The organism is Pseudomonas sp. MM213, from assembly GCF_020423045.1.
GTDB classification, from domain to species: Bacteria; Pseudomonadota; Gammaproteobacteria; order Pseudomonadales; family Pseudomonadaceae; genus Aquipseudomonas; species Aquipseudomonas migulae.
The window spans coordinates 3,986,985-4,008,058 of sequence record NZ_CP081943.1 but is presented as its reverse complement, the minus strand read 5'-3'; the positions used below and the strand labels follow the sequence as shown (position 1 = coordinate 4,008,058).

Annotated in this window: 17 protein-coding genes and 1 tRNA gene; 4 read left to right on the top strand and 14 right to left on the bottom strand. The window is 59.3% G+C overall.

What is annotated here, in order from left to right; all coding sequences use genetic code 11:
- Positions 1 to 2: 2 nt before the first annotated feature.
- From K5R88_RS18285 to K5R88_RS18240, 10 genes are all read right to left on the bottom strand, one after another.
- Complete coding sequence (locus tag K5R88_RS18285) at positions 3 to 1,829, bottom strand: S9 family peptidase (protein ID WP_226298154.1); 1,827 nt, start codon at positions 1,827 to 1,829, stop codon at positions 3 to 5.
- Positions 1,795 to 2,970: a pyrroloquinoline quinone biosynthesis protein PqqE gene (gene pqqE, locus K5R88_RS18280; RefSeq protein ID WP_226298153.1), complete on the bottom strand. Its 1,176-nt coding sequence runs from the start codon at positions 2,968 to 2,970 to the stop codon at positions 1,795 to 1,797. The genes K5R88_RS18285 and pqqE overlap by 35 nt, the downstream gene beginning before the upstream one ends.
- Complete coding sequence (pqqD, locus tag K5R88_RS18275; RefSeq protein ID WP_008024193.1) at positions 2,942 to 3,217, bottom strand: pyrroloquinoline quinone biosynthesis peptide chaperone PqqD; 276 nt, start codon at positions 3,215 to 3,217, stop codon at positions 2,942 to 2,944. Before pqqD ends, pqqE begins: the two co-directional genes overlap by 29 nt.
- Entirely contained in the window at positions 3,214 to 3,966 is a 753-nt protein-coding gene (pqqC, locus tag K5R88_RS18270) for a pyrroloquinoline-quinone synthase PqqC (protein WP_192227625.1), read from the bottom strand. Before pqqC ends, pqqD begins: the two co-directional genes overlap by 4 nt.
- A gap of 129 nt (positions 3,967 to 4,095) precedes the next feature.
- Positions 4,096 to 5,007 carry a pyrroloquinoline quinone biosynthesis protein PqqB gene (gene pqqB / locus K5R88_RS18265; RefSeq protein WP_192227626.1) on the bottom strand — a complete coding sequence of 304 codons (912 nt, stop codon included), beginning with the start codon at positions 5,005 to 5,007 and terminating at the stop codon, positions 4,096 to 4,098.
- Between the two features lie 72 nt (positions 5,008 to 5,079).
- Positions 5,080 to 5,154, bottom strand: coding sequence for a pyrroloquinoline quinone precursor peptide PqqA (pqqA, locus tag K5R88_RS18260; RefSeq protein WP_009045898.1), 75 nt, complete (start codon positions 5,152 to 5,154; stop codon positions 5,080 to 5,082).
- A gap of 155 nt (positions 5,155 to 5,309) precedes the next feature.
- On the bottom strand, positions 5,310 to 7,736 hold the full coding sequence (gene pqqF / locus K5R88_RS18255; protein ID WP_226298152.1) for a pyrroloquinoline quinone biosynthesis protein PqqF: 2,427 nt from the start codon (positions 7,734 to 7,736) through the stop codon (positions 5,310 to 5,312).
- Between the two features lie 48 nt (positions 7,737 to 7,784).
- A complete protein-coding gene (locus K5R88_RS18250; RefSeq protein WP_223452633.1) occupies positions 7,785 to 8,579 on the bottom strand; it encodes a carbon-nitrogen hydrolase family protein in 795 nt (264 codons plus the stop codon).
- Between the two features lie 12 nt (positions 8,580 to 8,591).
- Positions 8,592 to 10,274 (bottom strand): flavin monoamine oxidase family protein, encoded by a 1,683-nt coding sequence (locus tag K5R88_RS18245; RefSeq protein ID WP_207284813.1) that lies wholly within the window; start codon positions 10,272 to 10,274, stop codon positions 8,592 to 8,594.
- A gap of 263 nt (positions 10,275 to 10,537) precedes the next feature.
- Entirely contained in the window at positions 10,538 to 10,999 is a 462-nt protein-coding gene (locus K5R88_RS18240) for an Lrp/AsnC family transcriptional regulator (RefSeq protein WP_008027020.1), read from the bottom strand.
- A 174-nt stretch (positions 11,000 to 11,173) separates the two neighbouring features.
- On the opposite strand from K5R88_RS18240, the gene K5R88_RS18235 reads away from it, so the two are divergent.
- The gene (locus tag K5R88_RS18235) at positions 11,174 to 13,528 is read left to right on the top strand and encodes a glucose/quinate/shikimate family membrane-bound PQQ-dependent dehydrogenase (RefSeq protein WP_226298151.1); all 2,355 of its coding nucleotides are present in this window, start codon (positions 11,174 to 11,176) and stop codon (positions 13,526 to 13,528) included.
- Between the two features lie 58 nt (positions 13,529 to 13,586).
- Here the strand turns inward: K5R88_RS18235 and K5R88_RS18230 are convergent, their stop codons facing one another.
- Positions 13,587 to 14,585: an Abi family protein gene (locus K5R88_RS18230; RefSeq protein WP_223452635.1), complete on the bottom strand. Its 999-nt coding sequence runs from the start codon at positions 14,583 to 14,585 to the stop codon at positions 13,587 to 13,589.
- A 371-nt stretch (positions 14,586 to 14,956) separates the two neighbouring features.
- On the opposite strand from K5R88_RS18230, the gene K5R88_RS18225 reads away from it, so the two are divergent.
- Positions 14,957 to 15,604 (top strand): peptidase M41, encoded by a 648-nt coding sequence (locus K5R88_RS18225; RefSeq protein ID WP_223452654.1) that lies wholly within the window; start codon positions 14,957 to 14,959, stop codon positions 15,602 to 15,604.
- A 69-nt stretch (positions 15,605 to 15,673) separates the two neighbouring features.
- On the opposite strand, the gene K5R88_RS18220 is transcribed toward K5R88_RS18225, so the two are convergent.
- On the bottom strand, positions 15,674 to 15,982 hold the full coding sequence (locus tag K5R88_RS18220) for a DUF3077 domain-containing protein (RefSeq protein WP_223452636.1): 309 nt from the start codon (positions 15,980 to 15,982) through the stop codon (positions 15,674 to 15,676).
- Positions 15,983 to 16,475: 493 nt separating this feature from the next.
- Between K5R88_RS18220 and K5R88_RS18215 the strand changes: the two genes are divergently transcribed.
- Positions 16,476 to 16,841, top strand: coding sequence for a type II toxin-antitoxin system RelE/ParE family toxin (locus K5R88_RS18215; protein WP_223452637.1), 366 nt, complete (start codon positions 16,476 to 16,478; stop codon positions 16,839 to 16,841).
- Entirely contained in the window at positions 16,834 to 17,139 is a 306-nt protein-coding gene (locus K5R88_RS18210; protein ID WP_008027032.1) for a helix-turn-helix domain-containing protein, read from the top strand. Before K5R88_RS18215 ends, K5R88_RS18210 begins: the two co-directional genes overlap by 8 nt.
- 79 nt (positions 17,140 to 17,218) lie before the next feature.
- On the opposite strand, the gene K5R88_RS18205 is transcribed toward K5R88_RS18210, so the two are convergent.
- Both K5R88_RS18205 and K5R88_RS18200 read right to left on the bottom strand, forming a co-directional pair.
- A tRNA-Ile gene (locus K5R88_RS18205) sits at positions 17,219 to 17,295 on the bottom strand.
- A 15-nt stretch (positions 17,296 to 17,310) separates the two neighbouring features.
- On the bottom strand, positions 17,311 to 21,057 hold the full coding sequence (locus K5R88_RS18200; RefSeq protein ID WP_223452638.1) for a bifunctional diguanylate cyclase/phosphodiesterase: 3,747 nt from the start codon (positions 21,055 to 21,057) through the stop codon (positions 17,311 to 17,313).
- Positions 21,058 to 21,074 lie beyond the last annotated feature (17 nt).

Genomic DNA, 21,074 nt, shown 5'->3' with positions numbered 1-21,074 from the left:
TTTCAGCTTTCGAGCGCCATCACCCGTCGATAAAACAACCACTCCTGTTCCAGCGCATGGGCCTGATTGCCGGCCTTGCGGAAGCCGTGACGTTCGTCCGCGTAATAATGCGCTTCTACCAGAATGCCGTTTTGCTGCAGCGCCTCGGCCATGTCGCGGGTCTGTTGCGGCACGACCACAGCGTCCAGTTCGCCCTGAAAGAAAATCACCGGCACGTTGATGTTGCTCGCATGCAGCAGGGGTGTGCGTGCGGCGTAGCGCTCGGCGTCCAGCTCGGGATCGCCAATCAGCCAATCCAGGTAATCGCCTTCGAACTTGTGGGTTGCGCGGCCCAGGGCAACGGGATCGCTGACGCCGTAAAGGCTGGCGCCGGCGCGAAAGACCTTCTTGAACGCCAATGCACACAGCGTGGTGTAGCCGCCGGCACTGCCACCGCGAATAAACGCCTGGTCGCCATCGATCAATCCGCGCTCGGCGAGATGGGCGACTACCGCGCAGGCGTCTTCCACATCCACTTCACCCCAACTCAAATGCAGCGCCTGGCGATAGGCCCGGCCGTAGCCGCTGCTGCCACGGTAGTTGAGGTCGGCCACGGCGAAGCCGCGTTGTGCCCAGTACTGGATGCGCGGATCAAGCATCGGGTAGCACGCCGATGTCGGGCCGCCGTGGATGAATACCACCAGCGGCGGTTTCGCTTCGCCGGTCATCGCAGGGTAGAAGAAACCATGAGCCTCGCCCGAACCGCTCGGGTAGCGCAGGGTTTGCGCGATGCTGATCTGATCGGCGGGCAGCGGCGCGATTCCACCGGCCAATACCCTGACGGCTCGGGTCTTGCGGTCGATGGCGATCACGGCTGATGAACTGATCGGCGAAGCGGCAATGCAGTAGATGAATTGTTCATCCAGTGCCAGATGTCGGAATCGGCTGTAGTCCCCGGTGAAATCTTCTGTAGCGTCACCGCCAATGCCCAGTCGGCCGAATCCGCCTTCGGTCCAACTGGCCAGATAGCTGTTTTCACTCAAGGGCAGCCAAGTGCAACCACCCAACTGCCAGGGCGCGGGTCCATGATCCGCCGCAGTGCTGGGCAACGGGCGCAACGCATCGGAAGACTCCGCCCACGGCTGCCAGTAACCGCCGCGATCCGTCAGACACAACAGCCGGCCACGGTCATCGAATCGCGGTTGTTGCAACGACTCCTGAATATCTTCACCCGCCAGGCAACGCGCTTGAGCATAACGGCCATCGCTCTGGCGCTCGGCAACCATCAGGCGGGTCGCGGTCCATGGCTGGTCCGGACGGCTCCATTCGATCCAGGCCAACCGTCGAGCATCGGGGCTCAGTGTCGGCGCGGCATAAAAGTCAGCACCCTCGGCCAACAGATGCCGCGTGCTGTCCGCCAGATCGATGGCCACCAGACGATGTCGATCCCGATGTTCTTCAACGGCCAACACTTGCCCGTTGGCAAATTGCAGATCGCCGTAGCGGCATTGACCGGACGTCAGCGCTTCGGGCGTTTCGCCTTTGAGCGATTGGCGATACAGCTGCTGATCCGCCTCGTTGACGAAAACTACCCCGTCATCTGTCAGACAGAACGCTCCGCCGCCATATTCGTACACCCGACTGCGCACGCTGAAACCCATTGGCGTCAGGCAATGCGCCTGGCCATCACGCCAATGCCAGATTCGACAAGCGGCGTCCTCGGGACGGTACTCGTTCCAGAACAAGCCATGCTGGCCAACCTGCAGTTCGGCAAAGTCGACACCGGCAGCGACCGCTTTGGCGGCGCTGAAGGGTTCAGCTTTTTGCGATGAGTCGTGAGTTTCGTTCATTGCGAAAGGCCAGTTGTTCGATGGTCTGGGTCGCGTGCTCGGCTTCTTCGCGGGCCTTGAGAATCACGCCGTGATGTTCCGACTTGCTGCACACCGGGTCGGCGTTGCTGGCGTCACCGGTGAGCATGAAGGCCTGGCAGCGGCAGCCACCGAAGTCCTTTTCTTTCTCGTCGCACGAGCGGCATGGCTCGGGCATCCAGTCGTAACCGCGAAAGCGGTTGAAGCCAAACGAGTCGTACCAGATGTGCTGCATGCTGTGGTCGCGCACGTTAGGAAACTGCACCGGCATCTGTCGGGCACCGTGACACGGCAGCGCGGTTCCGTCCGGGGTTACTGTCAGAAAAATACTGCCCCAACCGTTCATGCAGGCTTTCGGGCGTTCTTCGTAATAGTCCGGCGTGACGAAAATCAGCTTGCACGGATGCCCTTCGGCTTCCAGTTTGGCGCGGTATTCGTTGGTGATGCGTTCGGCCCGGACCAGTTGTTCCTTGGTCGGCAACAGACCGACCCGATTGAGCTGCGCCCAGCCGTAGAACTGGCACGTGGCGAGTTCGACGAAGTCCGCCTCAAGGGCGATGCACAGCTCGATGATCCGGTCGATCTTGTCGATGTTGTGCCGGTGGGTGACGAAGTTCAGCACCATCGGATAACCATGTGCTTTCACTGCACGAGCCATTTCCAGCTTCTGCGCGAAGGCCTTTTTCGAGCCGGCCAGCAAGTTGTTCACCTGCTCGTCGCTGGCCTGGAAGCTGATCTGGATATGGTCCAGGCCGGCCTCCTTGAAGTCGCTGATTTTCTGCTCGGTGAGGCCGATGCCGGAGGTGATCAGGTTGGTGTAGAAACCCAACTTGCGCGCCTCGGCAATCAGTTCGGCGAGGTCCTGGCGCACCAGCGGTTCACCGCCGGAAAAGCCCAGCTGCGCCGCGCCCATTTCCCGTGCTTCGCGGAACACCTTGATCCACTGTTCGGTGCTCAACTCTTTGCCTTGCTCGGCGAAATCCAGTGGATTGGAGCAGTACGGGCATTGCAGCGGGCAGCGGTAGGTCAGCTCGGCCAGCAGCCACAGCGGCAAGCCGATTTCCGGTTTGGGCGGTAACTTGTCCGACACGGAATCAGGCAAGTTCGATCCAGTGCTGAGCACGGGCGACCTCCATGAATTGCTCGATGTCATCACCGAGCTCCGGCACGCCAGGGAACTGCGCGTCCAGCTCGGCGATGATCGCCGCGACGTCACGTTCGCCGTCGATCAAACCGCCGATCAGCGCGGCGCTTTCATTCAGTTTGATCATGCCTTCCGGGTACAGCAGCACATGGCCTTTCTGCGCAGGTTCATACTGGAACCGGTAGCCTGGACGCCAGGTTGGGGTCTTGCTGCGATCAAAACTCATAAGCTGATTCCTTTGTGCCAGACCCGTTGCTCGGTCACGCTGTGATACGGCGGGCGTTTCAGTTCGTAGGCCATGCTCATGGCATCGAGCATGCTCCAAAGAATGTCCAGTTTGAACTGGAGAATTTCCAGCATGCGCTCCTGGCCTTCCCGCGTCGTGTAGTGCTGCAGGGTGATCGCCAGACCGTGTTCGACATCGCGGCGCGCCTGGCCCAGACGGGTGCGGAAATATTCGTAACCGGCCGGGTCGATCCATGGGTAATGCTGCGGCCAGCTGTCGAGACGCGACTGGTGGATCTGCGGCGCGAACAGCTCGGTCAATGAGCTGCTGGCGGCTTCCTGCCAACTGGCCCGGCGGGCGAAGTTGACGTAGGCGTCCACGGCGAAACGCACGCCGGGCAACACCAGTTCCTGCGAGCGCAGTTGGTCCGGGTCGAGGCCGACGGCCTGTCCCAGACGCAGCCACGCTTCGATACCGCCGTCTTCGCCGGGGGCGCCGTCATGGTCGAGCAGGCGTTGAATCCACTCGCGGCGGATTTCCCGGTCCGGGCAATTGGCCAGAATCGCAGCGTCCTTCAGGGGGATGTTCACCTGATAGTAGAAGCGGTTGGCGACCCAGCCCTGGATCTGCTCGCGGGTCGCCCGGCCTTCGTACATCGCCACGTGATAGGGGTGATGGATATGGTAATAGGCGCCCTTGGCGCGCAGGGCGACTTCGAATTCGGCGGGGGACAGTGGGGTGTCAGTCATTTCGGTCTCCGGGGGAATAACCGGTGGATTCTGTTGTGTCTGTTCGGACGCTTTCGCGGGCAAGCCTCGCTCCTACAGGTTCGGCGCTATCCCTGTAGGAGCGAGGCTTGCCCGCGAAGAGGCCATCCGCTACAACACAATACTCATGCCGTCATACGCCACTTCAACGTCCCGCCGAGCCAGCTCGGCGCGCTCCGGCGAATCCTCATCGAGGATCGGGTTGGTGTTGTTGATGTGGATAAGCACCTTGCGCTGCTTGGGCAACTGTTCCAGCACTTCCAGCATACCGCCGGGGCCGTTCTGCGCCAGATGGCCCATTTCCCGGCCGGTGCGGGTGCCGACACCACGGCGCTGCATTTCGTCGTCGTCCCACATCGTGCCGTCCACCAGTAGGCAGTCGCTGCCGGCCATGATTTCCAGCAACGGCGCGTCGACCTTGCCCAGGCCCGGCGCGTAGAACAGCTTGCCGCCGGTGTTCAGGTCTTCAATGATCAACCCGATGTTGTCGCCCGGATGCGGGTCGAAACGGTGCGGCGAATACGGTGGCGCGGCACTGCGCAGTGGCAGCGGAGTGAAACGCAGACTCGGGCAGGTCGGGATGGTGAAGCTGCAGTCGAGTTCGATGCGGTTCCAGTTCAGCCCGCCATTCCAGTGGGTCAGCATGGTAAACAGCGGGAAACCGGTGCTCAGGTCTTCATGGACCATGTCGGTGCACCAGACGTTGTGCGGGCAACCCTCGCGCAGGCTGAGCAGGCCGGTGGTGTGGTCGATCTGGCTGTCCATCAGGATGATCGCGCTGATACCGGTATCGCGCAGGGCGCGGCCCGGTTGCATCGGGGCAAAATTCTGGAGCTGGGCGCGGATGTCCGGCGAGGCGTTGCACAGCACCCAGTTCACGCCGTCATCGGAAATCGCGATGGACGACTGGGTCCGCGCCTTGGCGTTCAGGCTCCCGTCGCGAAAACCTGCGCAGTTCACGCAGTTGCAGTTCCACTGGGGGAAACCGCCGCCGGCGGCGGAACCTAGAATCTGGACAAACATGGGTGCTCCATCATTTCAACGCTGAAAATAAAAACGCCTCGGCAAACCGAGGCGCTGAACGGCAGGACAAGCTTAGCGGCTTGCGAAGTACATGGTGACTTCAAAGCCGATACGCAGGTCGGTGTAAGCAGGTTTGGACCAGGACATGGGAGCGCTCCTTCAGGTGATGGGACGGTTGAGATCTATACATATAGTCCACCTCCAGCCGGAGATGTTCAGATAGTTAGGTGGCTATGTTACTCAAAATTACAGAGCGATTGGCCTGCAATCTCGGAAAAAGCTAATTGCACCAGCGGTAATGATCATTTTGTCACTTGCCAAGGCGCCTCCGGTTGCGAACTGCTGGCCAGACCGCGCCAGCCGCCCTCGGCGTTGATCAGGCGTTGTGCGGCGGCGCGCAGGGCAGAACGATCGATGTCCAGAATGGCTTGGGGAAGCTGCGCCAGATAATCCGACGAGTGGCCGGCCAGCTTGCCCTGCCAGAGCAGTTCGGCGGCCTGGGCGACGGGCAACGCAGCGATCTGGAATTGATCGGCCAAGGCCTGACGCTGGGCAACGAAGGTCGCCTCGTCGATGCCGTCGATCATTGCGGGCACGTCGTTCAGAAAGTCTTCCATGTGTTGCAGCAAGTTCAGAGGGGCGACGCTCGGTGATTGCACGCCGAACAGAACACCCGTCTGCCCATGGACCTGACGCAGCGCACTGAACACCGCATAACCCAGTTGCAACTCAACACGAAGACGCTGGTAGAACGGCGTCTGACAAATGTGCGCGAGCAAACGCCACGCAGCTTCGTCAGAGATTTCCTGCGTGGCCGTCGGACAGAACAGCAACAGCGCGTGTTCGCTGGAACCGGTGTCGACGGCGGTCCACAGACGCTGCCCGTTGATCGAGGACGGCGGTGACGGTTGAGTGTCCGCAATGCCGGGCACGCGACTCAGGGCGAAACCCATCGCTGCTTGAGTCTGTGCCGACAACCCGATTGCCAGGCCTTCCCAGCGCGCCGTCGACCACAGCTGCTGCCAGTCATCAGCGACTGAGCTTTGCTCAAGGCAATGATCAGGCAGCGCTTTCAGCAGTTGTTTAATCGGTATCAACGCGGCGCTTTTCGGTTCTTCCTGTGAGAAACCGGCGTCAGGGTTTGTCAGCTCTTTCAGCGCATGTTCGAGGACGGTCGGCATCGACTCTTGCAGCCCCGTCATTTTCAGCAACCATTCATTTCCAGAAGCGCTGAAGGAAAAGTCGACGCCCGCCTGACGGGCATCCTCTCGCAGCGGCTGCAGGCGGTTTTCCAGACCCTGCTGATGGCGGGGTTGAGGTCTGGACTCTAATCGCCAGCGCAGATAAATCGCGCCTTCAGCGGTGTTGTCCGGCAGGGCTTGGCTGAATTGCATCGGCGAGTTTTCGCGACGGCTGCGCGAGCGGTCCTGGGCAAATGTCCGCAGGCCACGGTGTTTGCTGGTCTGGCCGCGAATCAGTCCGGCATTTGAGGGTGGCGCCTCGGCGCGCAAGAACGGATTCGGTGTCGGCAGTTGCCATTCACCGCTGAAGTTATCCACAGCGCCGATTTTCTTCAGGATGTCCTTGAGCGCTACAACGCCTTGCTCGGATAACCCGGTTTCAAGCTGTTCGCTGTCGAGTCGGGCCAGCTGCATAGCACTGCTGACTTGTTGCTGGCGCTGAAGCACGGCAGCGTACTCGTCACGCAGGAGGGCCCAATCTTGTTGAGCAGCAAAAAAGCCCAGCCAATCCAGGAGCTTCTCGCTCAGGATGCTCGCCGACGCGGTCGTTGTGAATTCAACGTGCAGCACGGCCTGTCCGGCAAATTGATACAGCGGCTTGGCATTCAGATGCTCAGCCAAACCGCATTCGCGCAATACAGTCAGCAGCCCGCCGGGCTTCGCGGCGTTCAACCAATGGCACAGAAACGCCAATGCTTCGGTCGACGCATTGGGCAGTGCTTCGAAGGTAAACAGCAGATCCAGCCGACGCTCGCCAGCCTGTTGATAACTTGCGACTGAAGACTCCATCAGCGGCACAGGAGCCTGTTGCGGGAGGTTTTTTCCCTCGGAAATCACCGCGCCGAACTTCAGCGCCATTTGCTTCAGCTCTTCGATACTTTGCGGGCCGGCCAGGCTCAGCGTCATCTGTCCGGTCTGATAAAACCGCTGATGGAAATCCCGCAGCGCTTGCTGAAACTCCGGTTGCTGCACGGGCAGGCTGTCGCGGTTGCCGGCATGAAAGCCGCGCAACGGATGAGTCGGCGAAAGCCCATCGAACAACGCCAGTTGCTGCTGTGCCGTAGGATCCTGCGACCAGGCGACAAACTCCGCGTGCAGCACTTCCCGTTCCCGCAACTGATCGTCCAGATTCATACGCGGATGAGCGAGCATGTCTGACAGACGCTGCAATCCTTCGTTGAAGACTTGAGGTGGCAACTCGAAAAAGAAGTCGGTGGTGCGCTCGCTGGTCCGTGCATTCACTTGCCCGCCATGACCTTGTACGTAGGCCATCAGCCCTTGTTCCGCAGGAAAACGCTCGGTACCGAGAAACAACAGGTGCTCAAGAAAATGCGCCAGACCTGGCCATGCCAATGGCACGTCATGACTGCCCGCGGCGACCCGCAACGCGGCCGCACAACGCTTCAGATTCGGGGCATGACGCAGCGTTACCCGCAGGCCGTTGGCCAGGGTTTCAGTGTGAGGGCGAGGGGGATTCAGCGCAGGCATGAGCACTTCCAGAACAGGGAAGCGCTAATGCTAGCGGATTACTGGGTGTCAGCGCTTGTTCAGCTCGCCGTAAAGCTCCGGGCGGCGATCGAGGAAGTAACGATTGGCGGTGCGGGAATCGATCATCAACTGGCGATCCAGCTCACCGACAATCAGCGCTTCATCGAGGCCCGCCTGTGCGATGCGGCTACCATCCGGCGCGGCGATGCTGCTCTGGCCGCAGTAGTGGATGTCGCCTTCGTTGCCGCAGTAATTGGCATAAGCCACGTAACACTGGTTTTCGAAGGCGCGGGCGCGGACGGTGACGTCGGCGATGAAGTCGTAAGGAATCATGTTCGCCGTCGGCACCAGAATCAGTTCGGCGCCGGCCAGGGCCAGACGCCGCGCGTTTTCCGGGAACTCCATGTCGTAGCAAATCAGGAAACCAAGCTTCCAGCCGTTGAGCTCCACCAGCGGAAAATCATCCTGGCCGGCGCTGAACATCGAGTGATCGAGGTCGCCGAACAGGTGAGTCTTGCGGTAGTTGCACAGGCGTTCGCCATTGGCGTCGATCAGTTGCACGGCGTTGTAGATCTGCCCGTCTTCGGTACGCTCGGGATAGCCATACAAAATGGCGATCCCCGCTGTCTTGGCAATGCGCGCGATCTGCTGCGCCGATTCACCGTTGTGCACCTCCGCCAGGACACTGACGGCATCGACGCCGATGTTGTAGCCGGTCAGGAACATCTCCGGCAGCACCAGCAAATCGGCGCCTTTGGCCTCCAGCGCCAGTTGATGCAGGCGTTGCAAATTGCCGGCGACGTCCAGAGGCAGCGGTGGACATTGGTAAAGGGCTACGCGCATTTCGAACTCCTTTTACTCGGGCAGGGCGATCGGACCGATCTCGTTGAACACATCTCCTGGACCCGGGTTCTCGGCGTGAGTTTCACCGCCGAAGTGTTTCATGATGCCCCACACCGCATTGAGCGAAGTCTGCACCGCGCCTTCGACCCACGCCGGTGTCCACGAAACGTCGTCGCCAGCGATGAAAATCCCGCGCTGTTCGGCTGGCATATCAGCCTGCATGAAGTGTGCGTACATGCGCTGGTTGTAACGGTAGTGACCGGGCAATGCGCCTTTGAACGCGCCAAGGAAATGCGGGTCGGCTTCCCACGACACGGTGATCGGATCGCCGATGATTCGCGCGGCGATGTCGACTTTCGGGTAGATCTTTTTCAGCGCGTTCAACGCCAGTTCGACGCGTTTTTCCACCGGGTGCGGAAGCATTTTCAACGCATCGCTCATCCACGAGTACGACAGGCAAATCACGCCCGGCTTGTCGTCGCCGTTATCGAACAGATAGGTGCCGCGGGTCAGGCGATCGGTGAGGGTCATGCTCATCAGGTCGCGGCCGGTTTCCGGATCCTTGTCCTTCCAGAACGGGCGGTCAACCATCACGAAGGTTTTGGAAGATTGCATGTAGCGGGTGCGGTCGAGGGCCATCCACATCTTTTGCGAGAACAGGGTTTCGTCGCACTCGATCTGGGTGGTCAGCAGCCAGCTCTGGCAGGTGGTCAGCACTGCCGCGTACTCGCGGGTATCGCCGTTGTTATCGGTGACCGCAAAACGACCGTCCGCGGCGTGAGCGATTTTTTTGACCCCGGAGCGTGGCGCGCCTCTGTGCAGCGACTTGAGGCTGGTGCCTTCGGGCCAGTGCACGCAACGTTCCGGCGCATGGCGCCAGATGCCTTGCGGCACTTGTTCGACGCCGCCGACGACCAGGTGTTGGTGATCGTCGCAGTTAGTCATCACTACGCGGAAGATTTCCAGCATCGAGTTCGGGAAGTCCGAGTCCCAGCCACCGGTGCCGAAACCAACCTGGCCGAATACTTCGCGGTGATGGAACGACAGCTTGGCGAATGCTTCTGAGGTGGCGACAAAGTCGTAGAAGGTGCGGTCGTCCCACAGCGGAACCAGGGTGTTCCACAACTCTTTGAGGCGTGGCACGTCGCGGTCGCGGATCGCTTGCTGGATATCGGAGAACTGTGAACCGGCTTCCAGTGCGTCCGCCCACGCGTCAGCCACTTCCTGGAACAGTGCCGGAAGATCCGCCAGTTTCTGTGCGTAATGGGTTTTGCCTTCCAGGTCGATGACGGTGCTGCCAGAGGCAGGGGTCAGCGGATTGGGAAAGGGTTTGGTCTGGAGGCCGAGCTTGTCGACGTAGTGGTAAAACGCGGTGGACGACACCGGGAAGCGCATGCCGCCCAGTTCGGCGACGATGCCATCGGTCCCGTTGAACGCCTGCGAGCGCAGACGGCCGCCCAATTTCGAGGCTTCATAGACGACGGGCTTGAGGCCCAGTTTCATCAGTTCGTAGGCCGCGACCAAACCGGCGATACCGGCGCCGACAATCGCTACTTCGGCGCCGTGGTTGTGCGCAGGAATGCTGCCGAGGCCGGCCGGGTGTTCGATCCAGTCGTCGAAGGCGAAAGGAAAGTCCGGGCCAAAAATGGTGACTGGTTTTTTACCGTCTGCAGGATGGCGATTGTTCTTGTTCATGGCTGACCTTGCTGGCGACCGGACGCGGGGTGCGCGTCTGAGTATAGGAAAAGATGGCAGCCATTCTAGAGAGCGTAGAACACGTTAATAAGACGCAATGTGTCGTCGTTTTGCTAATTAATTGAGCAAAATGACGAGCTATTGCTACACACCGTCCAGTGTGGGAGCGAGCCTGCTCGCGATGACGGTGTGTCAGTCGACATTGATAGTGATGGGTAAATCGATTCGCCGGCAAGCCAGTCTCGCTCCCACCTTGGCCGGCGTTAAACCGGCTGGCCGCGATCTATCTTGCTGCTGAGAATGATCGACGTGGTCGTCTTCTCCACCCCATCCACACTGCCGATCTGATCCAGCAACTGATCCAGCTGCTCTGGCGAATCAGTGCGCAACCACGCCACATAATCAAATTCGCCACTCACCGCACACAACTGCTGAACCTGAGCCATCGCACTCAACCGCCGCAACACTTCCTTGCCGGAGCGCGGTTGCACCGTGATCCCGACGTACGCCTGCAATCCGCCGTCCACCACACGCTGGCCCAAGCGCACGCCGTACCCGGTGATGACCCTGGCCTTTTCCAGGCGCGACAGCCGCGACGTCACGGTGGTGCGGGCGATGCCCAATTGCCGGGCGAGCATGGCCACGCTTTCACGGGCATTGATTTGCAGGGCCGCGATCAATTGGCGGTCGATTTCGTCAAGAACGGGCGGGCGAGTGTCAGGCAATGGTCGTCTCCAGCAACACAAATCAATGGGTCAGCATGTTACAGCACCGCTCGCATACCGGATGTTTGATCTAGCCTCAGTACCGTTCATGCCATTTTCACCTGCGACAATTTGCCATAAGTAACTAGGTAGTACATTATTCCGCGCTTGTCACAAATGGGGAAAATTACCGACATGAATAATTCTGGGGCTGCCGGCGGCGGCAAATGGTTGCTGTCGGGGCTGGGTGTCCTGATTGCGTTGATCGGACTCGGCCTGGCCGGTGGCGGCGGTTATCTGGTCTCGCTGGGTGGCAGCTGGTATTTCCTGCTGATGGGCCTGGCGATGCTGGTGTCCGGACTGATGATCGCCCGTCGCAAGCCGCAAGGTGCGTGGCTGTATGGCGTGGCGCTGATTCTTACCGCGATCTGGGCCGTATGGGACACCGGTTTCGAATACTGGCCACTGGTCTCGCGCGTGCTGACCTTCGCCGTGATCGGCGTGGTCGTTGCGCTGATCTATCCGACGCTGGTCCGTGCTTCAGGCGCGACTGCCGGCCGTGGCGCTTATGGCCTCGCCGGTATCCTGGGCGTCGGCGTTGTCGCAACGATGGCCTACATGTTCGTGCCGACCCATGTGGTCAAGGCCAGCATTGAACCGGCTGTTACGCCGGTCGCTCCGGGTACCGAGCAGAAAGACTGGGCCCATTGGGGCAACACCACCGCTGGCAACCGCTTTGCCGCGCTGGACCAGATCAACAAAGGCAACATCGACAAGTTGCAGGTGGCGTGGACCTTCCGCACCGGCGACATCCCGCAAAGCACCGGCGCTGGCGCTGAAGACCAGAACACCCCACTGCAAATCGGCGACACGGTCTACACCTGCACCGCTTACGGCAAAGTCTTCGCGCTGGACGTCGACACCGGCGCCCAACGCTGGAAGTTCGACCCGCAAGGTACTGCGCCAAACTGGCAGCGTTGCCGTGGCCTGGGTTATTCCGAGACGCCAGTGTCTTCGGATAACCAGCCCACTGCCTGTACGAAACGTCTGTTTCTGCCGACCGGCGATGCCCGTCTGATCGCGATCAATGCCGAGACCGGCAAGCCGTGTGAAGAGTTTGGCAACAAAGGCACGGTCGATCTGACCACCGATATGGGTGAAGTGAAGCCCGGTTACTACCAGCAAACCTCGACCCCGCTGGTCGCAGGTGACGTGGTGATCGTCGGTGGCCGTGTGGCCGATAACTACTCCACCGGCGAGCCGCCAGGCGTGGTCCGCGCTTACGATGTACGCAGCGGTGAACTGGTGTGGGCGTGGGATCCGGGCAATCCGAACACCACCAAACGTCCACCGGCTGGTGAGACCTATACACGCGGCACACCAAACGTCTGGTCGGCCATGTCCTACGACGCCAAACTCGGTCTGGTCTACTTGCCCACCGGCAACGCCACGCCAGACTTCTTTGGTGGCCAACGCACGGCATTCGATGACAAGTGGAGTTCGTCCATCGTCGCCATCGACGTGAAGACCGGTCAGGTGCGCTGGCACTTCCAGACCACCCATCACGACCTGTGGGACTTTGACCTGCCGGCCCAACCGTTGTTGTACGACGTGCCGGACAACAAGGGCGGCCTGCAGCCAGCCTTGGCGCAAGTCACCAAACAAGGCGAGATCTTCCTGCTCAACCGCGAAACCGGCGTGCCGATCGCGCGCGTCGAAGAGCGCCCGGTTCCGCAAGGTAGTGTGCCTGGCGAACGCTATTCGCCCACGCAACCGTTCTCGGTGGACATGCCGTCCATCGGCAACAAAACCCTGACCGAAGCCGACATGTGGGGCGCCACGCCGTTTGATCAGTTGATGTGCCGCATTCAGTTCAAAGGCATGCGCCACGAAGGCGTCTACACCCCGCCGGGCATGGACCGCGCACTGCAATTCCCGGGCTCGTTGGGTGGCATGAACTGGGGCAGCGTCTCGGTAGATCCAAACACGAACTACATGTTCGTCAACGACATGCGCCTGGGCCTGGCCAACTACATGATCCCGCGCAACAAGATCGCCGCCGGGGCCAGCGGTATCGAAATGGGCGTCGTGCCCCAGGAAGGCACACCGTTCGGGGCGATGCGCGAACGCTTCCTCTCGGCGGTGGGCATTCCGTGCCAGAAGCCGCCGTTCGGCACGATGTCCGCCATCGACCTCAAGACCCACAAACTGATGTGGCAAGTCCCGGTCGGCACCGTGCAAGACACCGGTCCGCTGGGCATCCGCATGCATTTGCAGATTCCGATTGGCATGCCGACCCTCGGTGCTTCCCTGGCCACCCAGTCCGGCCTGTTGTTCTTCGCCGGCACCCAGGATTTCTACCTGCGGGCGTTCGATACGGGTAACGGGAATGAGATCTGGAAGTCGCGTTTGCCAGTGGGTAGCCAGTCGGGTCCGATGACGTATGTTTCGCCGAAAACCGGTAAGCAGTACATCCTGCTGACGGTGGGCGGTGCGCGTCAGTCAACGGATCGTGGGGATTACGTGATTGCGTATGCCTTGCCTGAGTAAAGGCTGAATCGCACGTACGAAAAAGCCGCGCGATTGCGCGGCTTTTTCATTTTTGAAATTACTCCGTTATCTGCCAGAACGGGTCTTGGTGCCACTCCTGTGGAAATCCCATTGCTCGCTGATTCAGACTGGGAAATTCCTGCATCAGCTCTAGTAAACGGCGATCCCAATGGGTGTGTGGGCTCACTTGGTGCATCAAGTGTTTAAGGATGCACAAAACCGAAAAAATTCGCGGATGCTGTCCCTGCTGAAGTAATGCCTGTGGCCATTGAAAACTGGTTTTCTTAGGCAGTTCCGGTCGTATCCCCAGCTCCCGATTCCACAGCCGCGCGTGATGGGCGCAAATGTTGCGAATGGTGGTCAGGGTATGCAGCCACGATTGCAGCAGAGGTGCAGGTAATGCAAGGTACTTGGCGATAACTTTCTTGTCTGCATCGCGGGCAAGTCCCTTGTACAGGTGAGAAAGATCTCCCAGGGTCAGCTCTTCCAGCATGGCCCATCCGGGCATCAGTGACGGCTGGTCGTACGTTACCGGATAGTGCCGGGCATAGCTTTCTTTCGCACGTTGCCGCTTAAGGTGATCTTTACGCCGGGTATCGGTTTGCAGGCGGTCTATCCGTTGGCATTCCTTTTCGTAATCGCGTTTGGCGGTGTTTTGCTTGGTGCGTATGGTCTCCATCAATCGGGCGTGGTCATAGGTGTGCTGAAATAGCCGGACTTCCATGTACCAATGCCCGCCGTGAGTGGGGCCCATGTGGTTGCTGATCAATGAACGAACGGCAACTTCGACACGCTCGATGGCATCCATTGCAAGTAGGCGCAGCCTGCGGTCGAACTCATAGAGCGTGGTCAGTTCACGAAATTCGGAACCCTTGCGGAAAGGGTGATCTTGATCGTCTGCATGCTGAAACGTACGCATGTAAGGTGTGAGGCGGAAGAAGCTGACAGCTTGCAGGAAGTACCGTGCTCGAGCCTCATCCTGGATTTGCAGGCCACGCTGCTTGAGCAGTTCGATTTGGGCAGTGATGTCGATCACCGGTTTACCAAAGACTCTCATGCCCTAAAAACTCCGGGCAAAAAAAACCCGCTCAATTTGTGCTTGGCTGCTGACGCAACTATAGGCATGGCGGGTGTGTTGCGGCGAAGACTAGGTAGAACCGCTTCGCTTTGCAAGTTTTTTGCTGAAAGGTCGATAAGCGGATAGGCCAGGTTTTGCATGAGGAATCTCGCTGTTTTTGTTGACGAGGAACCTTGTCTTTTTCAGGTTTTGAGACTGATTGTACTGGCTGTAAACACTGACCCGAGCTCGATAGGCCGCGTAACAGGGCCTATAAGAATAGAGCTTCAACAACTTGGGAATCTTCCTACTTCGCTCGACAGAATGGACACTAACAGTCAGTCGAATTCGAAGAGTGCGGGGCAATGGAAATGACAACGAAGATGTCTCCCGCTATACGGGATCACGCATTACAGATCGCCCATCACGAAATGGGCCACTACGTCGTGGCCCGCGCATTGGGGTTTGCAACCGGCGGCGTGACTCTGTCCGTGACCATGGACTTACGGCATCAAGGAGGCGCTGCCATTACCCTGGCGCGCCCGATTTCATCGATGGACGCAATGAAAGCGCACGTGGAAGCCCGAATAATGGTCCTGATGGCTGGCGCCATGGGGCAGACATTGTCTTCGACACATCGGTCCGGGAATCGCGTAGACAAGACGAAAGCCGTCACCATCCTGAAAGGTGCGCTGGGGGCGGAGCAGGATTACGCAAAAGTAAAAGAGCTTCAGCATTTGCTGCGCAACATCACCTGTCCCGATACGGACCCTGCGTCATCTGACCGTATTGCGGCTGAGCTTCAAGCGATGACTGATCGCATGTGGGGCCGGACTCAAGCAATCGTCGAGGACCTGGCGGACACGATTACCGAATTGGGGCGCGTGTTGGTTGACGCCATGGTCATCGTGGAGCAGTGGGGCAGGGCGGCGGATACGTATGAGGTGGTGTTTACGCGTGAGATGCTTGAGCGGTTGCGGCCAGTGCAGGCCATTCCAGCGTTGGGTGTTTGGGCGTAAGACAACGCGCCACCGATCATCCTGTGAAAGCCCCGAATTCTCGGGGCTCATTCCACGGCCCATCGGCCGTTATTTTTTGGACTTCGTATCGGTGCGATCAGGTCCACGCTCCAGCACCTTCATCACATCATCGACCACGGCTTTGCTCATCGACGTGAGGTAATGCGCTGCCCAGGCGTGGCGGTCGGTGTCTTTGGCGTAGGCGGCGTCCATGGTCAGCTCCTTGGCGAGGTACAACAGATTTGAGGCCTGAGCTAGAGCATCGGCGAGGGGAACGCCACTACTGACATGGAACAGCGGTTGGTTTGAGCAGTAGATGAAGGGTGTGAGGCCGATGGTTTTCAGTTCTGAGGGGTGGAGCGGATTTGTTTGGGGCATGGTTTACTCCAGGGTTCCAGGAGCTGCCATTTTTCGTTACCACACGAAAAGGTGGCAGCTGTACGCAGGGTGGTAAACCGGGAACCAAGGAAACCGGCACGCCCGAGGGCGTCCCACGCACAGCCGCCATATCAAGAATTCAGGCCTGAAAACTACCTTCGTTCGTAATGCGTGCATTAGTGCGCTGGTTTCGCCGGGTTACCACACCCGATCACTGCATTTGCAGCGACGTCCGGAGACTATCCCGTCGAAGAACAGCGCAACAAGGCATCAAAGTGCCCACAAAACACGATTCGGAGTTTGCCTACAAGGTCTGCGGACGTCATCCGATATTGCGCCACCTGAAGTAAACAAAACCAAACGCCAGAAGCCGAACACCCGCATCCCGCTCGAAACCGCCCTTAACAATTGCATTGGCAACCAAGGTGGCCGCACGGCCGCTAATGCCTAAAGTTATTCCCTTGAGATCATATTCCTTGGGTGGCATATTGGTATGGGTTGGGAAATTGAATACACCGATGAATTTGAAGGCTGGTGGGAGAGTTTGGACGCGAAAGAGCAGTCATCGGTGTCAGCCAGCGTCGATCTGCTTGGGTTACTCGGCCCGGGCCTGCGTTTCCCACATAGCAGCGACATTAAAGGTTCACGACTGGGCAACCTCCGAGAGTTGCGGGTCCAGCATGCAGGACGTCCCATTCGCGTGCTTTATGCGTTTGATCCACGCCGATGCGCGTTACTTTTAATCGGAGGGGATAAAACCGGGCAAAACCGTTGGTATGACGAGCATGTCCCGCTGGCTGAAAAACTGTATGACGACCATTTGGAAACATTGCGTAAAGAGGGCCGCAACGATGGCTAAAAAATTTGCTGAACTTCAAGCCCGTATGACGCCAGAGTCTCGCGCAAACGCAGAGCGGTTATTCCAGCAGCACCTGAAAGAAATGCCTCTGCACGAGCTGCGTAAGGCCCAGGAGTTGAGCCAGGAAACACTGGCCAAGATGCTGCATGTCAATCAGGCGGCGATTTCCAGGATGGAACGACGTACAGACATGTACATCAGCACGCTGCGCAACTACATACGCGCAATGGGTGGCGAGCTGGAAATCATCGCGACCTTTCCTGAGGGACAGGTAAAGATCGAAAATTTTGCGAACTGAGCGAATTAAAAAAATTAGCACTGCAAAAAGCACCCGCTCAGACACGAAAAAGCCGCGCATTAAGCGCGGCTTTTTTGTTTGGTGGGCCCACACGGACTTGAACCGTGGACCAAAGGATTATGAGTCCTCTGCTCTAACCAACTGAGCTATAGGCCCTCAGTAGGCCGCGGATTATAGCGACGGTTTCTCGGCTGTGCTATCCGAAAAATCCGATACGGCTATACGAAGAAACGTCGCGGCGAATTCGTCCGCCCGCAATGGCAAGCTGACGATGTAGCCCTGAATCTGTTCGCAGCCTTCTTCGGCGAGAAATAGTTGCTGCGCCAGAGTCTCGACACCTTCGGCTATCACGGTGAATTGCATGCTGCGACCCAGCGCGATGATGGCGCGAACGATTGCCGCATCGTGGGGATCATCCGGCAGGCCGCGGACGAAAGACTGGTCGATCTTGAGAATATCCAGCGGCAGGCGTTTGAGGTAGCTCAGGGAGGAATAGCCGGTGCCGAAGTCGTCGATGGCCAGTTGCACGCCCAGGTGTTTGAGTTGATGCAGCACCGCCAGCGCTTCCTCGGCCTGGCTCATGATGAAGTTCTCGGTAATTTCCAGTTGCAATAACCCGGGCTGAAGACCGTTGTCCTTGAGCAGTTGTTCGATCCGGCCGAGCAGGTTGGGTTGACGCAGTTGTGCGCCTGCGAGGTTGACCGACAGCGGGCCGAGGCATTCATAGGTCTGATTCCATTCGTACATCTGCCGACACGCGGTCTCGAGCACCCAGTCGCCGATTTGCAGAATCATCCCGTTCTCTTCGGCCAGCGGAATGAAGTGCTCGGGCGGCACGGCGCCGAAGGTCGGGTGATGCCAGCGGATCAGCGCTTCGGCGCCGACAAGGCGATGGTCCTCCAGGCTGATTTTGGGCTGGTAACACAGGGACAGCTCATTGCGCTCGATGGCACGGCGCAGCTCGTGCTCCAGTGCGACGCGCTCGCTGGCCTGGGCGGTCAGGTCGCGGGTATAGCTTTCGACCCGGTTACGGCCCTTGGCCTTGGAGCGATACATCGCCGCGTCGGCGTTTTTGACCAGCGTGGCGACGTCACAGCCGTCCTTGGGATACAGGCTGGTGCCGATGCTGGCGCTGATGAAGAACTCATGCTCGCCCGCCTGGAATGGCGCGCTGAAGCAGTTGAGCAACTTGGTTGCGATATTGTCGGCGTCGGTGGATTGCTGCAGGCCTGGCAGCAGGATGATGAACTCGTCGCCGCCCAACCGCGCCACGGTGTCGATATCACGCAACTGCTCCTTCAGACGCACGGCGATGCCCTTGAGCAGCAGGTCGCCGACCGGGTGGCCGAGGCTGTCGTTGATGTGTTTGAAGCGGTCCAGGTCGAGGAACAACACCGCGCCCTGGCCGCCGTTTTCCTGCTGGTTGTTGAGCGCGGTCAGCAGCCGGCTTTCGAACAGTGTGCGGTTGGGCAGGCCGGTGAGCGGGTCGTGGTGCGCCTGATAATCGAGTTTGGCTTGCGCGTGCTTCAGGCTGGAAATGTCCGCGAACACGGCAACAAAGTGGGTGATGAACTTGTCGCGGTTGCGCACGGCGCTGATGGTCAGCCAGCTCGGGTACAACTCGCCGTTTTTGCGCCGGTTGGAAATCTCGCCCTGCCAATGGCCTTCGGCGGTCAGTTGATGCCACATCGCCGCGTAGAAAGCGCTGTCATGCAGGCCCGAGGCAAGCAGGCGCGGGGTGTGGCCCAGTGCTTCGCTTTCGCTGTAGCCGGTAATTTCGGTAAACGCGCGATTGACCGCGCTGATGTGTTGCTGCGTGTCGGTGATCAAAACCCCCTCGGCGGTGCTCTCGAACACAGTCGCGGCTTGTTGCAGTTTTTCCTGCATCAGGTGTCGTTCGGTGATGTCCCGGGCGATGGTCAACATGCAGTCTTCATCGCCGATCGGCAGAGGACGGCTGGACACCTCGCAGAGGCGGATCTGCCCGTCGCTGCGGCGGATATGGCAACTGAAGTCACGGACGAAACCGTCCCGGTGCAGCAGGTCGAGCATCTGTTTGCGTTCGTTGAGGTTGACCCAGATCCCCAGCTCAAGCGCCGAACGATCCACCGACATCGCACTGTTGAAACCGGTAATGCGGCTGAAGCCTTCGTTGACCTCCAGCAGCAAGCCATCGCTCTGCCGGGACAGCAGCAAACCGTCGGGGGACGCGTGGAAGGCTTTGGCGAATTTCTCTTCGGACGTTTGCAGCTGTTGCTGGGTTTCCTTGAGCTTGCTGATATCGCGCACAACCACCACCAGCGCTGGGGTCGTATCCAGGTCGAAAGGTTCGGCGGAGATCAGGCCGGTAAACACTTGGCCATTGCTGCGGCGAAAGGGCATCTCCAGGTTACGGATGCTGCCGGCCTGCAAGCGTTGCAACAGGCCTGGCCCAACGCCAGGTATGCCCCAGATGTTCAGGTCGGTGGCGGTCTGACCAATGACTTCCTCGGCTTTGAGACCAATCTGCTCCTCGAACGCTTCGTTGACCTCCAGCAGACAGCCATCCGACAACCGAGCAATGACCAGAATATCCGGGCATTGCTGGAATACCGAGGCAAACTTCTGCTCCGACAGGCGCAACGCCTCTTCGGTGCGCTTGGTTTCGCTGATGTCGATCATCAGCCCGCGCATCACCGGCTCATGACCGTGCTCGATCAGGCTGACGATGTCGCGCACCCACAGGCAACGGCCGTCGGCGGTGATGACCCGGTAATCGAGGCTGTGATCGCGCCCGGCCAGGACTTCGTGATCGCAGAAGGTCTGGGCGCGGGTCAGGTCGGCGGGGTGGATGATGTTGCGCCAGAACCCCGGAATCAGCCAATGGGACAGGGGATAACCAAGTAATTCTTCGGCGTGGGGCGACACGTAGCTGTAGGTGAAGTCGGTGATCCGTGCTTCCCAGGCAATGGCCGAAAGGCTCTCCACCAGCCCGCGATAATGGTATTCGCTGCTGCGCAGTTCCTGTTCCAGGTCGACGCGGCGGGAGATTTCCGAACTCAGTCGGCGATTGATCCGGATGACCACCGCCAGCACGGTGATCAGCAACAGCAACCCCGGCAGGCCGTAAACGATCAGATCGGACCAAAAGGTTCGATGATCGAGGACGTTACCGACCCAATGTTCCTGGATGGCGCTGATTTCTGCCGGTGTCATGTCTGCCAGGACTTTGTCGAGGATGCCGACCAGAATCTTCTTGTTCTGAGGCACGCCCATGGCCAGTTGATAGCGATAGGGTGTCTCGCCGCTGACATAGAGCCCATCGAGCTTGAGTTGACGCAAACTCCAGACGCTGGAAGCGAGATCGCCGACCACCGCGTCCACTTCATCGGTCGCCAGTGCCTGCAAGGCCGAACTGACGTTGGGCATGCCCACCAGATTCAGGTCAGGGTGGTGAGTGCGCAGCAGTTCATGAGGCGCGTAGTTTTCCACCACTGCGATTTTCAGACCGTACAACTCTTCAAGCTTGTGCGGTTGAGCGCCTCCGACGTGGGCAAGAATGACGATCGGAAAGTCGAGGTAGGGGCGCGTAAACGCCAGGTATTTCTGACGCTCCGGGGTCGACATGATGCCCGGCAACAGGTCCAGTTTCGCTTGTCTGGCCTGCTCAAGCACAGCCGTCCAGCTCACAGGCTCGATGGGCGTGAGCTTAATGGCCAGGCGTTGGCGAATCAGGTCGATGTAATCCGCCGCAAGGCCCTGATAGCGGCCCTGATCGTCACGAAACTCAAAGGGTGGCCATGACGCATCGACACCCAAGCGTAAGTCAGGGTGGGCCGTCAACCAGCTACGTTCTTCGTCGGTCAGAGTCAGCGCGCCAGCCGTTGCGGTCCAGGTCATCAGCGACAGCAAAAAAAGCACGGTCGGCAGTCTGGGCATAACGGTCTCGTTATGGC

What these genes read in the sequence shown, in the direction of transcription:
- K5R88_RS18250 (WP_223452633.1), bottom strand. Translation starts at nt 8,579, where the DNA reads ATGCGCGTAGCCCTTTACCAATGTCCACCGCTGCCTCTGGACGTCGCC.
- K5R88_RS18245 (WP_207284813.1), bottom strand. Translation starts at nt 10,274, where the DNA reads ATGAACAAGAACAATCGCCATCCTGCAGACGGTAAAAAACCAGTCACC.
- pqqB (WP_192227626.1), bottom strand. Translation starts at nt 5,007, where the DNA reads ATGTTTGTCCAGATTCTAGGTTCCGCCGCCGGCGGCGGTTTCCCCCAG.
- pqqC (WP_192227625.1), bottom strand. Translation starts at nt 3,966, where the DNA reads ATGACTGACACCCCACTGTCCCCCGCCGAATTCGAAGTCGCCCTGCGC.
- K5R88_RS18200 (WP_223452638.1), bottom strand. Translation starts at nt 21,057, where the DNA reads ATGCCCAGACTGCCGACCGTGCTTTTTTTGCTGTCGCTGATGACCTGG.
- K5R88_RS18235 (WP_226298151.1), top strand. Translation starts at nt 11,174, where the DNA reads ATGAATAATTCTGGGGCTGCCGGCGGCGGCAAATGGTTGCTGTCGGGG.
- K5R88_RS18225 (WP_223452654.1), top strand. Translation starts at nt 14,957, where the DNA reads ATGACAACGAAGATGTCTCCCGCTATACGGGATCACGCATTACAGATC.
- K5R88_RS18210 (WP_008027032.1), top strand. Translation starts at nt 16,834, where the DNA reads ATGGCTAAAAAATTTGCTGAACTTCAAGCCCGTATGACGCCAGAGTCT.
- pqqF (WP_226298152.1), bottom strand. Translation starts at nt 7,736, where the DNA reads ATGCCTGCGCTGAATCCCCCTCGCCCTCACACTGAAACCCTGGCCAAC.
- K5R88_RS18230 (WP_223452635.1), bottom strand. Translation starts at nt 14,585, where the DNA reads ATGAGAGTCTTTGGTAAACCGGTGATCGACATCACTGCCCAAATCGAA.
- K5R88_RS18220 (WP_223452636.1), bottom strand. Translation starts at nt 15,982, where the DNA reads ATGCCCCAAACAAATCCGCTCCACCCCTCAGAACTGAAAACCATCGGC.
- K5R88_RS18285 (WP_226298154.1), bottom strand. Translation starts at nt 1,829, where the DNA reads ATGAACGAAACTCACGACTCATCGCAAAAAGCTGAACCCTTCAGCGCC.
- pqqD (WP_008024193.1), bottom strand. Translation starts at nt 3,217, where the DNA reads ATGAGTTTTGATCGCAGCAAGACCCCAACCTGGCGTCCAGGCTACCGG.
- K5R88_RS18215 (WP_223452637.1), top strand. Translation starts at nt 16,476, where the DNA reads ATGGGTTGGGAAATTGAATACACCGATGAATTTGAAGGCTGGTGGGAG.